15 protein-coding genes are annotated in these 13,038 nt (G+C 34.5%); 11 read left to right on the top strand and 4 right to left on the bottom strand.

From position 1 onward, the window contains the following. The first annotated feature begins 8 nt into the window (after positions 1-8). The 6 genes from CVU84_08945 (at position 9) to CVU84_08970 (ending at position 4,749) form a co-directional block, all read left to right on the top strand. Positions 9-578: a hypothetical protein gene (locus CVU84_08945; protein PKM94634.1), complete on the top strand. Its 570-nt coding sequence runs from the start codon at positions 9-11 to the stop codon at positions 576-578. 55 nt (positions 579-633) lie between these two features. Next, a complete protein-coding gene (locus CVU84_08950; protein PKM94635.1) occupies positions 634-1,266 on the top strand; it encodes a hypothetical protein in 633 nt (210 codons plus the stop codon). Between the two features lie 83 nt (positions 1,267-1,349). Next, positions 1,350-2,384, top strand: a complete 1,035-nt coding sequence (locus tag CVU84_08955) for a selenide, water dikinase SelD (protein ID PKM94636.1) — start codon at positions 1,350-1,352, stop codon at positions 2,382-2,384. 2 nt (positions 2,385-2,386) lie between these two features. After that, on the top strand, positions 2,387-3,493 hold the full coding sequence (locus CVU84_08960) for a tRNA 2-selenouridine(34) synthase MnmH (GenBank protein PKM94637.1): 1,107 nt from the start codon (positions 2,387-2,389) through the stop codon (positions 3,491-3,493). A gap of 43 nt (positions 3,494-3,536) precedes the next feature. Continuing rightward, entirely contained in the window at positions 3,537-3,845 is a 309-nt protein-coding gene (locus tag CVU84_08965; GenBank protein ID PKM94638.1) for a hypothetical protein, read from the top strand. A 376-nt stretch (positions 3,846-4,221) separates the two neighbouring features. After that, on the top strand, positions 4,222-4,749 hold the full coding sequence (locus CVU84_08970; GenBank protein ID PKM94639.1) for a DUF1456 domain-containing protein: 528 nt from the start codon (positions 4,222-4,224) through the stop codon (positions 4,747-4,749). A 58-nt stretch (positions 4,750-4,807) separates the two neighbouring features. Here the strand turns inward: CVU84_08970 and CVU84_08975 are convergent, their stop codons facing one another. The 4 genes from CVU84_08975 to CVU84_08990 form a co-directional block, all read right to left on the bottom strand. Then, a complete protein-coding gene (locus CVU84_08975) occupies positions 4,808-5,122 on the bottom strand; it encodes a rubrerythrin family protein (GenBank protein ID PKM94781.1) in 315 nt (104 codons plus the stop codon). A 69-nt stretch (positions 5,123-5,191) separates the two neighbouring features. Further along, the gene (locus CVU84_08980; protein ID PKM94640.1) at positions 5,192-5,569 is read right to left on the bottom strand and encodes a hypothetical protein; all 378 of its coding nucleotides are present in this window, start codon (positions 5,567-5,569) and stop codon (positions 5,192-5,194) included. 151 nt (positions 5,570-5,720) lie between these two features. Continuing rightward, positions 5,721-6,656, bottom strand: coding sequence for a succinylglutamate desuccinylase (locus tag CVU84_08985; GenBank protein ID PKM94641.1), 936 nt, complete (start codon positions 6,654-6,656; stop codon positions 5,721-5,723). Next, positions 6,649-7,590 carry a succinylglutamate desuccinylase gene (locus tag CVU84_08990; protein PKM94642.1) on the bottom strand — a complete coding sequence of 314 codons (942 nt, stop codon included), beginning with the start codon at positions 7,588-7,590 and terminating at the stop codon, positions 6,649-6,651. Before CVU84_08990 ends, CVU84_08985 begins: the two co-directional genes overlap by 8 nt. Positions 7,591-8,058: 468 nt before the next feature. Here CVU84_08990 and CVU84_08995 point away from each other — a divergent pair, with 468 nt between their 5' ends. From CVU84_08995 to bioC, 5 genes are all read left to right on the top strand, one after another. Further along, the gene (locus CVU84_08995; protein PKM94643.1) at positions 8,059-9,555 is read left to right on the top strand and encodes a chemotaxis protein; all 1,497 of its coding nucleotides are present in this window, start codon (positions 8,059-8,061) and stop codon (positions 9,553-9,555) included. A gap of 178 nt (positions 9,556-9,733) precedes the next feature. After that, positions 9,734-10,030, top strand: a complete 297-nt coding sequence (locus tag CVU84_09000; protein PKM94644.1) for a zinc-binding protein — start codon at positions 9,734-9,736, stop codon at positions 10,028-10,030. A 211-nt stretch (positions 10,031-10,241) separates the two neighbouring features. Continuing rightward, the gene (gene bioF, locus CVU84_09005; GenBank protein ID PKM94645.1) at positions 10,242-11,411 is read left to right on the top strand and encodes an 8-amino-7-oxononanoate synthase; all 1,170 of its coding nucleotides are present in this window, start codon (positions 10,242-10,244) and stop codon (positions 11,409-11,411) included. Positions 11,412-11,460: 49 nt separating this feature from the next. Then, the gene (locus CVU84_09010) at positions 11,461-12,225 is read left to right on the top strand and encodes a biotin biosynthesis protein (protein PKM94646.1); all 765 of its coding nucleotides are present in this window, start codon (positions 11,461-11,463) and stop codon (positions 12,223-12,225) included. Further along, complete coding sequence (gene bioC / locus CVU84_09015) at positions 12,218-13,027, top strand: malonyl-[acyl-carrier protein] O-methyltransferase BioC (protein ID PKM94647.1); 810 nt, start codon at positions 12,218-12,220, stop codon at positions 13,025-13,027. The genes CVU84_09010 and bioC overlap by 8 nt, the downstream gene beginning before the upstream one ends. Positions 13,028-13,038 lie beyond the last annotated feature (11 nt).

Here is a 13,038-nt window from a genome sequence, read left to right on the forward strand (position 1 = left end):
GAAAATGTATGGCCTGGAGTAAAACAAAACAATATCTGGAGAGCTTTCTTAGTCCTGGACTAGTGGGTAGGGTGGAATACCGTACTACGAGCTATCGTTATTTACCGGATAAGTCAGGTCGGTGTAATATAATAGTAGATAAGAAGGAAGTCTTCAATATGAGTGACATAACTACCATGATTCGGTGGTATCAGACAGAGCAGGAAATAAAAAATGATTCTAAGTTACAAATTCCGATCAGTAATGAAGACATTGAAACGATCAGAAAAGATACCGGGGGAATGGTACCAAATGAGCGACTAGGGGTGATTGCTAGGGACCGAAAAATAGCTGTCTACGCAAAAGAAATGCTGGTTGCGCAGACAGTTTTATGTAAATCGGATTTTTATTCTGTTTCTAATATATTTTTATCTGAGTCCATAGAAAGAAATATGGATAGTAAGGATATTTTATTAAATGTTTTGGCGTTGGTGGACAGACGAGTTGGGAAAAAGAGGCTTTTAAGCTTAGAGGAAAAGATAAGGTTGAAGCACCCAATTGTGCAGTATTTTTATGACCTACGGTGCAGCACATTATAATTATTCTGCTAAATCAAAAATACAAGCTTAGCTTTATAGAAGAAAGGAGAAACAAATGAATGTAGAAAAATTAAAACAAGCAGAGCATGAATTTCTGATGCGTTATCCAGGAGGATTTGAACATCCTGACATGGTGAAAATTAGTAAAAAGCATCATCCTGAGAAAATGAATCAACTGGCACAAACTGTATTTGCACCGGAGAAATTTGCTTTTCCAGAAGAAATCGTGAACAATATGGTCAAGGTCGTGAGCCAGTCATCGATGATCTCGTTATTTGAAAAACCTAAATTTCGAGATTTTGTTAATACACTCAATGCTGATGAAAGAATGCTTCTAGCAAAAGGCTTAGAGGAAACCATCCATGGTAATCAAGAGATGGGTTTCCAATGGATCATTGATATCTTGCTAATTGGAAAGATGGCAAAGTGGCCTATTGTAACAATCTGTCCAGTTTACTATCGACCAACAGTTGAAGTGTTTGTAAAGCCAACAACCGCCAAGTTCATTGTACAACAGTTTGAACTTAAAGAAATTAAATATCAGTCACGTCCTAATTTCGATTTTTATCAACGTTTTAAAGAGTATATTGATGAAATGAAGACGCTGGTCTCACCAACTTTGTCGCCTAGTAATCCTGCATTTACAGGATTTTTAATGATGGGAATGCCAGAACACAATCTATTGTAAACCATTTGTGTTATAATATGGAAGATTCGTTATTTTATTTAACCGAATGCGAAGGTTTTGTAACATTGACAAAGGAGCCATAAATGAAAAAAATAAAACTTACCGAATATAGCCATGGAGCTGGTTGTGGATGCAAGATTTCACCAGCAATTTTAGACGCTATTTTAAAAACAAATCAAAATACTACTTTAAACTATCCAAACTTACTTGTTGGAAATAGTACGAAGGACGATGCAGCAGCCTATGATTTGGGCAATGGATTTTCAGTTTTAAGCACAACAGATTTTTTTATGCCGATTGTAGATGATCCTTACACCTTTGGAAAAATTGCTGCTACAAATGCGATGAGTGATATTTATGCAATGGGTGGAAAACCACTGATGGCAATTTCTATCCTGGGTTGGCCAATCAACGTTCTTTCACCAGAAATTGCTAGAGAGGTGATTGAAGGTGGACGAGCTGTTTGTGAAGATGCAGGTATTCCACTTGCAGGAGGGCATTCTATTGACTCACCTGAGCCGATCTTTGGACTTGCAGTCACTGGAATTGTTGAAAATAGCAGGTTAAAACAAAATAACAAAGCAGTTTCGGGATGTGAAATATTCTTAACCAAACCTCTAGGAATTGGTATTTTAACAACTGCACAAAAAAGAAAAAAGATAGAAGACGGACATATTGATGTGGCAATTGCTGCTATGTGTACATTGAACAAGATTGGTTCACAGCTTTCATCACTAGAAAGTGTAGTTGCATTAACAGATATTACGGGGTTCGGATTACTTGGACATTTAGGAGAAGTATGTGAAGGTAGTGGTATTTCGGCTATTATTGAATATGATAAAATCCCATTATTACCAAATACAAAAAAATACCTCAAAATGGACTGTATATCTGGAGGGACAATAAACAATTTTAAAAGCTATGGGCACACAATTGAAGAAATGACGGAAGAACAAAAATATATCTTATGTGATGCACAAACATCTGGTGGACTGCTTGCTATTGTGAAAAAGGAAGGTGTTTCAGACTTTCTAAAAATAACCTCTCAAGCGGGTTTATCTCTTCAATCCATTGGTCATACGTGCAATCGATTTGAAAGTTTAATAAAGGTTATATAAAAATGAATCAATATGAATGGAAAGATTTTGAAAGAATTGTTATTGACGAAATACCCCTAATTGATGTACGTGCACCCATTGAATTTGAAAAAGGTTCTTTTATAAACGCTGTCAATCTGCCACTTATGAATGATGAAGAAAGACACTTGGTAGGAATCTGTTATAAAGAAAAAGGCAACGAAGAGGCTGTCCTATTAGGACATCAATTGGTGTCAGGAGAAATAAGACAAGCACGAATAAATTCCTGGAAAACTCATTTGGACCAATACCCAAATAGTTTGATCTATTGCTTTAGAGGGGGTCTTCGATCTCAAATTAGCCAACAATGGATTGAGGAGGCAACAGGTAAAAAAATACACAGACTGGAAGGTGGTTATAAAGTCTTTCGAAATTATTTGATTAAGGCCCTTGAACCTTCCCAACAAAAGAGCAAACCTATTTTAATAGGTGGGTGCACAGGAGTAGGTAAAACCATATTACTTAAGAAGCTTGATTATGCTATAGATCTCGAAAGTATCGCTAATCACAGAGGTTCATCCTTTGGGAAGCAATTAGAACCTCAACCTAGTCAAATCAACTTTGAAAATAATCTTGCTTATGCACTCCTTCAACATAGACATAAAGATCACCGATATATGATTCTTGAGGACGAAGGATACAATGTAGGTCGATGCCTTATACCAAGACCACTGGCTGAATACTTTAAAGGTGGTGAGTTAGTGATATTAGAAGCCTCTTTTGAGGATCGTGTTCATAATACGCTAAATGAATATGTTATTCAATCTCAAGCCCTTTATCGAAAGGCATATGGGGGAGAGCAAGGAATGGTTGAATGGTCTAATTATATACGAGATAGCATAAAGAGAATTAAAAATCGCCTTGGAGGCGATCGTTATAAAAAGGTCTTAGATTTTTTTGAACACGCTTATCAAGAACAATTGTATTCAGGAGGATTTCATCTACACAAAAATTGGGTTGAAATGCTTTTAAGAGATTATTATGATCCAATGTACAATTATCAAATAGAAAAGACTACAAGTAAAATAGTATTTAAGGGGAACGATGACCAAGTGTTTGCTTATTTGGAAAATAAATTATTCGATAAATGAGAGGCAAATGAAATATTAAGACCTATGAAAAGAAGGTGATATTATGGAAAAAGTTTATAATTATACAATAACAAATCAAGAAATATTTGAGAATGTTTTTAAAGATGATAAGGTTCTAATGAATCATGTTGTTGTTCCACCAGGCAAAGTGTTTCCTAAGCATCCAACTGATGCGATTGTTTATGTTCTTATCATTCGAGGGGAATTAAGTATAACCTTTGAGAATAATGAAACCAAAATTTTTAAAGTCGGTCAAGTAGTAAATCTTTCTAAAGGAGTTAACTCTGAACTAGGCAACAGAGGGGAAGACCTTTTAGAGCTTTTTGTTGTTAAATATGAATACGATCTTTAAGATGAATATCGAACTTTAGTAGAAACGAATGAGGGGATAATTTCTTTTGATCTGGAAATAATATGTTTACAGTAAAAGAAAGGACTCTAAAATATTATGAACAAGTCAAAAAATAAAAACACTCCCAATCCAACGTATGCTAGTACTGCTCACAATAACAATGCCACAATCGATTATCAGTCAAAAGATAGAGAAAATGCTATTGAAAACATCAAAAAAACATATCCTACAAAAAGATAATAATACGAAGTTGGAAATGATGATGAGTAGGATACACAGTTTGAGCCCGAAAGTTGGGCTTTTTTATTGCAACAATTTATGTTATTCTATGGTAAATGAGGATATGATAAAAATCACCATTTTAGGAGGTTTATTGATGAATAACAATGATATACTAATTAGATTAAGATATGCACTAGAGATAAGAAATTCAGATTTGGTGGAGATATTTAAGCTTGGTGGCATTGAAGTAACACAAGAAGAAGTTATGAAAATGCTCATAAAATCAAAGAATAGTGACCATGATGATATTGATAATAATGATGATATAGAAGAGAATGATGAGAAAATAAAATGCACTTATTTTATGATAGATTCATTTTTAAATGGCTTTATTATATTTAAAAGAGGTCAACAAGGTTCAAAAACAGGACAACACGAAAGTCCGGCACCGTCTATGAAGAGTAGTGAAAGTGTTAATAATCTCATGCTAAAAAAATTGAAAATAGCACTATCTTTAACAAGTGACGATATCCTTGACATATTAAATGAAGCGGGAATCATCATATCAAAAGGAGAATTAAGTGCGGTATTAAGAAAAGAAGGACATAGGAATTATAAAGAATGTGGAGATAAATATGCTAGGAATTTTCTGAAAGGATTGGCTATAAAATATAGAGAATAATTTTTGCTTTTAAGCCCTACAATAGCAAACCCACACCAGTTTGAAGGTGTGGGTTGTTTTATTGTAAGGGTATTTGAAAGTTTTGCTGTTCTTGCTGCTGAATGGTCTGCTTACCTTTTTCAATTTGTTGGGCATCATTTGGGCTAATCACATAGAGTAGTTGTTGAAGTTCACCGACATGTTTCTTTTCTTCATCTGCGATATGTTGTAGAACTTTTTTTGCGCGTTCATCAGTGGTAGCCATCACATGGGATTCATAACCAATTATGGCTTCGTACTCTCCAGCAATATCAACACGTAAAGCTTGAGCTAATTCTTCATTTGACATTTGACGAGGCACGTTTGATACAAAGGGATTTCCTAAAATTGCGATAAAAAACACCTTCCTTTCTTCAAGTTAGACTTAGTTTAGCCAAAAAGAGAAGAAGTATACAAATACCTATTAATTACGACTTTTCTTTTGCTTAGATTTTTTTCGATTTAAAACCTCAATATCTTCTTGGAATGAAAGGTCTTCTTGACCAGCCATTGCCTCAATATGGTGTATTAACTCATGTTTTATAGTATCCATTATTTCTTTGTGCCAAATATTTAAAGGTTCATCTTCTAGAAAATATTGAAAAGATCCATAATACAATACCACTTGATTTCCCAATTCATCTTGAATGTATTCCCCCATAATATAATAATCTTTTTCTTCATTATCCTCAAGTCTTTTAGGGCTCACATGGATTCCCATGTTTAAGTCTCTGAGTAGTATAGGGGGTATTTCTTTTTCGGATACATACACAACATAATCTGAGAATTCATCAATTTTCATTTTTTGTACTTCCTTTAGGTTACTAATAACTATGTGTGTTGACAAGGAAAGTTCTGCATAAGCAATTGGAAAAGCGGCAGATATGAACGAGAGTTTAAACTCGGTGTATAAATAACAATGTTATTTAACACTGCGTAGCCGATTTTCTTCTTTAAATATATTGTCGATGTATCAACTTAAACATGACTTGGTTTTCCATTGCCAGTGGGTTTGAATGAGCAAAGAAAATGACACCGTTGGTAGGTGACAAAATCTGTGCGATTACATTACCTTCATAGGGATGGAGGATTTCAGCGAGCACCTGTTGATAAACTACGTCGTCACCGGGTTTAACCTTGCTTCTAAAGATACCAGCAGTATGTGTGTGGACGGTGATGAGATTGTCATCTTCTAAGGAACTGGAAATGTATCCACTGTGGGTATGGTATTTGATAATGCCCATACGACTTAAGAATCTCAAGATTGAGGTAACGGCTTCTTTTGCCGATGCTTCATCGATAGCATCCGTCTGATTTGTGTAGAGAGAAAAAGCTTGGGTGCCTTTTATCTGCCAGTTGAAGTTAAGGGTAGTTTTGTCAAACAGTTTAGGCGTACGAACAAAGACATATTTAAGACCAAATAAAGTTGCCAAGCTAGCATTGTTGTAGCCAGTTTCCATCATTCGAACATGGGGGATGAAGTCACCGGGCATATAAAAGCTGGCAAACTGTATTCCATAAGTGTAACCACTCACCTGTTCAAGTACACCAGCAGCAATCCTTTGGGTTGTTTCACCTTCAATATTGCCGGGGAACATACGATTGATATCGGTATTATCCAATGTCCAAAAACGCTTGCCAATATTCATTGCGTAATGATTTAAGGAAGGGATGACCAAGATTTTATGGTTCTTAGATATTGAACCTTTCTTTTCAAGGCTTAACAGTGTTTGAATGAGTTGAGAACAAATATAAAGCTGTTGAATTTCATTGCCGCGCATAGGACCGATAATAGCGGCGGAAGGGCTACCTTGACCGAAAGTAAAACCGTTTATTTGAAAATTGTTTCTATAAGGTGATTGTAGTTCGAATATAATTTCTTTATTCATCTTGAGCACCTCCTATCAACCTTGCTAACAAAGAACCTTTATAAACAACGGGATACTCTCTGAGAGTCAAAATTAGACCGTCGCAGGGTGCCAATAATGTCTCAAGGATTTCCCCATTTAGTGTATCAAGGATATCACCAAGGGGTGTTTCTTTTTTTACATAAACAGCATGATCAATTCTAGGTATAAAGATCCCAGAATAACTGGCACTAACCAGCTGAATATCATTGTCTTGAATCGTGCGAGGTATTTTTGCTGAAGTAGCATCTCCTTGCCATATACCTAATTCTTTCATAAGGCGAAAGATACCTTCAACCAACATATCACCATAATGGGTAGTGATACGCATACCTACACCCATTTCAACAACCATTGTTGGAACACCAATTTCATTTAGACTTTGAGCGAGGGTAGCGTGATGGACTTGTTCCTTTGGGTTGATCCATATAAAATCCGTATTCAGCAATTGACTATAGGGCAAAAGAGTTTTTGATGCTGCCTCGCTCATACGAACTTGGGGCGCCTCTCTTAAAAAGATATTGCTGGAATGGATATCTATACACATTGTTGCTTCGGCGATATCTTTAAGTATTTTGGAAGCAATATTTTCAGCAACAGCACCATTCTCAGACCCGGGGAAAATACGGTTCATATCCATGTCAAACATTGGTATGCCCCTTGAGATGGAGTCAATTCCTAATGGATTAAGTGCTGGATAAACATCTACGATTCCAGTTAACTTGTCTTGATTATCTTTAAGTCTCTTTATTATTTGATAACAGACGTATTGTCCTTCTAATTCATCACCGTGGATACCTGTTACGATACAGATTCTTTTCTCATCACCATGTAACTGAGGTGGCATAAGACGGTTCTTTTTGATTTCTAATTTTTCTTCGACAAAAAGATCAATAGAGACGATGCTTTCTACCATATATATACCCCCTATAATGCTAGTTTTTATCAATTATAATATATCTTTTAAAGCATTACAAGTGTTGTATCAAATGATTTTCAACATAAAAAAGAAGGCACCTACGATCGGTGCCTTTTCAAAAGGATGAGGGGGAGAGTATTTAATATGTAAGAGGTAACTATTCTTACAAGAGCTAATTATAGTACATTTGTCGCATTATGTCAATTAGTAAAAATATAGGAGTAATAACTGATGTTAACGATAAGAACTGTAACATATAATTTAATTTAGCACTTGCAAACTGCTCTGAATATGTAGTACAGTAGTACTAATAATGACATAATTCGACAAAAAAAGCTTGAAAGTAAATTTAATAATTTAATATCAATAACTGAGGCGGATGATATAACTGATTTAGCCCCCGAAGATCATAAGTATCCATTCAAATATAAAATACTATAAAATATCAATGTGAGGTGGACTGGCATGAAAAATTTTTTGAAGAACAAGAACTGTAATGAAGCAATTTGTCTATTAGCGTACGTTGAAAATCTTATGAATGATATTGAAACAGAAGAGCCATCTGCAGATTATCCAATTCATAAAACGATGATAGATTTGTTTAAAAGGCTTCAAAGTAATGAAAGACAATTATCTGATACCACTAAGAAAACTTTAGATGTAGCAGTTTCCTTAAGTGAATTTGATGTTACAATGACGCATACAGCTACTAAACTTATTCGTTTCTCAGATGAGATGGCAACACTTAGTGAATCAAATCTAGCCATTGTTGAAGAAACAACCGCTAGTATGAATCAAGTTAATGAAACAATAACAACCGTTTCAGATACGTTAATGGATCTTTCAGTACATTCGGGGGTAATACTAGAAAGTAATAAAAATGGATTGAATAATTTGACTGGTGTTAATAAATTAAAAGAAACGGTTATAAGAGATGCAAATCTAATGAAAGTTGAAATAGAAAAGTTGATTGATTTGAGTCAAAAGATTGATGGTATCGTTGCAAGTGTAAGTCAAATTGCAGATCAAACAAATCTACTGGCATTAAATGCTTCTATTGAAGCAGCCCGTGCGGGTGAAAGTGGTAGGGGATTTGCTGTTGTTGCTGATGAGATTAAAAAGCTTGCAGACAGCACCAAGCATAACTTAGAAGGTATGAATGCATTTGTCAGTAATATTCGAATTACTGCAAATGAAGGTAAAAAAAGTATGGACAATACGCTGAAATCAACGAATGAAATGAGTCAACAAATTGACCGTGTATTTATAACTGTATCTGAGAGTGTTGAAATGCTTGATCATTCAATAAATGAAATAACAAATGTCAATCATTCAATGACAGAGGTTAAGCTAGCTTCAGAGGAGATTAATAGTGCAATGAATTCATCCAGTCAAGATGCAGAAAGGTTAAGTTATATGACGAAAATAATTCGTGATGATGCAATTGAAAGTAAACAACTCGCTAAGAAATTTTCGGAAGTGGATGATTTATTATCAGTAATTAACAAGGAAGCGATTGAAGCATTAAAGGGTAGCAAAAATGCATTAAGCAATGATGAAATACTTAAAATAATCGAAAGTGCAAAACAAGGTCATCTTGGATGGTTGGATAAATTGAAAACAATAGTAGATACAAATAAAGTGATTCCATTACAAGTGAATGGACACAAATGTAAATTTGGTCACTTTTATCACAGTATAGATATTGATTTTCCTTTGATAAAAAACAAGTGGTATGAAATTGATGCACTTCACGAACAATTACACAAATATGGAGAGGCTGTAATACAAGCTGTTGAGAACAATCAAATTGAAGTAGCTCGTACCAACTATGAAAAAAGTAAAGATTGTGGAAGGAAAATATTTGTAATATTTGAAGATATAAGTCAAATTATTAAAAAAGAAAGCCTCAATAACGTACAAATATTACAAAGAAACAAGCTTGTTGAGAGAAATATCTAATAGCATTAATTTGATGTTGTGATTTTGGCGAATTATTGATATAATATCTGTGATATGTTAATAACAGAACAACTATTTATGTAATGGATTGAATATTTTCAGACAAATCTATCCTTGTTTTTTGGGGTCAGATGGTTTTAAATCTTAAATCCAAAAAAATCAAGGAGGTAAAATTAGAATGGCAGATAAAACAATTGTATGTAAGGGATGTAACTCAGATTTTGTTTTCACGGATAGTGAACAAGCTTTTTACAAGGAAAAGGGTTTTGAAAACGAGCCACAAAAGTGTCCTGATTGTAGAGCAGCAAAAAAACAACAATCAAGAGGAAATAACAGAGGTGGTTTTGGTAGATCAGAACGTGAAATGTTTCCAGCTGTATGTGCTGAGTGTGGAAAGAATACAACGGTTCCTTTTAAGCCAAATGGCGAAAAACCAGTTTATTGCAAAGATTGCTACCGCCCTACAGGCAGATAGTAATTTATTTAAAAAAAAATTAAAAATTAGTAATATGAAGAAAACCCCTTTAAGCATTTATGCTTAAGGGGGTTTTCTGCGAATCAGAACTTCCATGCGCGTAATGTTAACCTATATGTAAATCTGGTTGACATTACGATGATTATAGTTTATTCTTTTATTATCTTTTTGCAGAGTTTATAGGAAGAGAATTGTTATAGGAGATAGAAAAATGCACCAATTATTAAATGAGAAAATACAAAGTATAAAAGAAAAAGGTTTATATAGAAAGCTTAGATATCTTGAAAATGCACAAGCTCCTCGAGTTGTTATTGACAGCAAAAATGTGATTTTGATGGGATCGAATAATTATTTAGGGCTTTGTGATGATGATCGTCTTAAGGAAACGGCAATAAAAGCCATTCAAAAATATGGTGTAGGATCTGGAGGCTCAAGATTGACCACGGGCAGCTATGATCTCCATAAGGAATTAGAGCGAAAAATTGCTGAGTTCAAAGGAACTGAAGCCAGCATTGTTTTTAACACTGGATATATGGCTAATGTAGGCACAATCAATGCGATAACAGATCGAGATTGGGTTATCTTTAGTGATAGATTAAATCACGCTAGTATTGTGGATGGAAGTCGTCTAAGTGGAGCAGAGTTGATTCGATATAAGCATTGTGATATGGATGATTTGGTGCAGAAAATTAAGAAATATAAAAAAGATAAATGTTTGCTTGTAACCGATGGTGTATTTAGTATGGATGGTGATATAGCACCGCTACCTGATCTTGTTGAAATTGCTGAAAAATATTCTATCATGACAATGGTGGATGATGCTCATGCGACTGGTATATTAGGAAAAAATGGAGCAGGGACACCAGAATATTTTGGACTAGAAAATCAAATCGATGTTCATATGGGTACATTAAGCAAAGCGATAGCCTCTGAAGGTGGTTATGTTGCTGGAAAACAGATTTTAATTGACTACCTAATCAACCATGCAAGAAGCTTTATTTATTCCACTGCATTAGCACCTGCCTCTATAGCAGTTTCTATAAACGCAATAGAAATTATGAAGCAAGAGCCAGAAAGAAGGATTGCATTGCTGAAGTTCTCAGATTACTTTCAAAACAAATTAGATTTATCAGGTTTTGAAATTAAAAAAAGCAGTACTGCGATTATTCCAATTATGATTGGGGGAGCTGAAAAGGCTGCCATGTTCAGCCAATTATTATTTGAAGAAGGCATTTATGTGCCTGCTATACGTCCTCCTACAGTGCCAACTGGAACCAGTCGATTAAGAGTCTCTTTGATGGCGACTCATACGAAGGAAGATTTAGATGAGGTGATTCATAAGATGATTCTTATAGGAAAGAAATTAGAGATTATTGCATAGGGTCAATGGACTGCCCCTTCGGTTAAAAAATAATGATTAGGTGAATAAAATGAATAAACCATATTTAGTAATGCTCCCAGGTTGGGGAATGGGTTCATATATTTGGAAACCCGTTCAGGAAATGCTATCAGCCGACTTTGAATTACTATTCGTCGAATGGAATGATATTACTTCCGTAGATGGATATAAAGAAAAAGTTGTGCAATTAATGAATCAATATAAGATGGATTCTTTCTCTTTGTTAGGATGGTCTTTAGGTGCTCTAGTGGCGCTAGAACTAGCAAGCCAATACACATCTCAAATAAAATATGTCTTTTTAATAAGTGGTACAAGTCGATTTACTATTTATAAGGAGGAACAGTATTTAATCGGCTGGAATAAAAAAATTATTGAACGAATGAAATTTAAACTTGAAAAAGACCAGCAAGAAACAAGATTAAACTTCAACAAAGCGATGTTTTCAAATACTGAAAATTCGAATGGACAAGCCCAGAGTTTCTTTGAAATGGTTGAATTAAATAATAGTGATTACAGTACTAATTCGTTATTGATAGGCTTGGATTATCTTATTCAAGCAGATGTGCGGAAGCGAATCAATCATATTATAGCACCTATGTTGTTGCTTCATGGTGAAGAGGATCAAATTTGTCCTTTAGCAGCAATAGAATATATACGATCGAAGAAGACGTATCAAACGAGATTAATATCACTTGCACATACAGGACATATACCTTTTTTTACGAATCCAAAACAATGTTACGATAGCATTAAGGAATTTGTAAAGGCATGTGAGGAAGGAAGTTTATATGATTGACAAAAAATTGCTCAAAATGCGGTTTAGTAATAATGCGAAAACTTATGATCAATATGCCAACATTCAGAAAAAGATGGCAGAAGAACTTCTGTCCTTTTGTAATTTGAATGTACTGGTCCATTGTAAGATAAATCGCATTCTAGATATTGGATGTGGAACCGGTTATTTAACTAAGTTATTAAGCACTCTTTTTCCTGCTGCATATATTACAGCGATAGATCTTGCTTCAGGCATGATTGAAATAGCAAAACAACAATGCATTGAATCAAGTAAAATAGAATATATCTGCGGAGATATTGAAGAAATTGAGCTTAACGATACCTATGATTTGATTATTTCAAATGCAACCTTTCAATGGTTCAACCAACTACCTCAAACGCTTCATAAACTTCACGAATTGTTAGCTGAAAATGGCATTCTTTGTTTTTCAACGTTTGGCACACAAACTTTTACGGAATTAAATCAAGCGTATACAAAAGCAAAAGAGCAACTTAATCTAGTTTCAGAAGCTTCCCCTAGTCAAGCATTTTACAGCTTTACAGAATTAAATCAATTGTGTTTAGCGGAAGCTAGAGAGATAGATATAAAGGAAAGCTTAGAATATGAATATTTTGATTGTACAAAGGATTTTTTTCGTTCAGTTAAAAAAGTAGGTGCAAATAACAGCAATGTTCAGGGGAGATGCCAATCCCCAATGTTAATAAGTGAAGTTATTAACATTTATGATTCTGACTATAGAGAAAACGAAAAGGTTAGGGCTACTTACCATTGTCTTTATCTAAAATTAGTGAAACAACAATAAAAGGAGATACA

This window comes from Firmicutes bacterium HGW-Firmicutes-1 (genome assembly GCA_002841625.1).
Taxonomy (GTDB): Bacteria; Bacillota; Clostridia; order Lachnospirales; family Vallitaleaceae; genus HGW-1.

Coding starts and splice junctions, on each gene's coding strand:
- CVU84_08945 (PKM94634.1), top strand. CDS start 9: ATGGCCTGGAGTAAAACAAAACAATATCTGGAGAGCTTTCTTAGTCCT.
- CVU84_08950 (PKM94635.1), top strand. CDS start 634: ATGAATGTAGAAAAATTAAAACAAGCAGAGCATGAATTTCTGATGCGT.
- CVU84_08955 (PKM94636.1), top strand. CDS start 1,350: ATGAAAAAAATAAAACTTACCGAATATAGCCATGGAGCTGGTTGTGGA.
- CVU84_08960 (PKM94637.1), top strand. CDS start 2,387: ATGAATCAATATGAATGGAAAGATTTTGAAAGAATTGTTATTGACGAA.
- CVU84_08965 (PKM94638.1), top strand. CDS start 3,537: ATGGAAAAAGTTTATAATTATACAATAACAAATCAAGAAATATTTGAG.
- CVU84_08970 (PKM94639.1), top strand. CDS start 4,222: ATGAATAACAATGATATACTAATTAGATTAAGATATGCACTAGAGATA.
- CVU84_08980 (PKM94640.1), bottom strand. CDS start 5,569: ATGAAAATTGATGAATTCTCAGATTATGTTGTGTATGTATCCGAAAAA.
- CVU84_08985 (PKM94641.1), bottom strand. CDS start 6,656: ATGAATAAAGAAATTATATTCGAACTACAATCACCTTATAGAAACAAT.
- CVU84_08990 (PKM94642.1), bottom strand. CDS start 7,590: ATGGTAGAAAGCATCGTCTCTATTGATCTTTTTGTCGAAGAAAAATTA.
- CVU84_08995 (PKM94643.1), top strand. CDS start 8,059: ATGAAAAATTTTTTGAAGAACAAGAACTGTAATGAAGCAATTTGTCTA.
- CVU84_09000 (PKM94644.1), top strand. CDS start 9,734: ATGGCAGATAAAACAATTGTATGTAAGGGATGTAACTCAGATTTTGTT.
- bioF (PKM94645.1), top strand. CDS start 10,242: ATGCACCAATTATTAAATGAGAAAATACAAAGTATAAAAGAAAAAGGT.
- CVU84_09010 (PKM94646.1), top strand. CDS start 11,461: ATGAATAAACCATATTTAGTAATGCTCCCAGGTTGGGGAATGGGTTCA.
- bioC (PKM94647.1), top strand. CDS start 12,218: ATGATTGACAAAAAATTGCTCAAAATGCGGTTTAGTAATAATGCGAAA.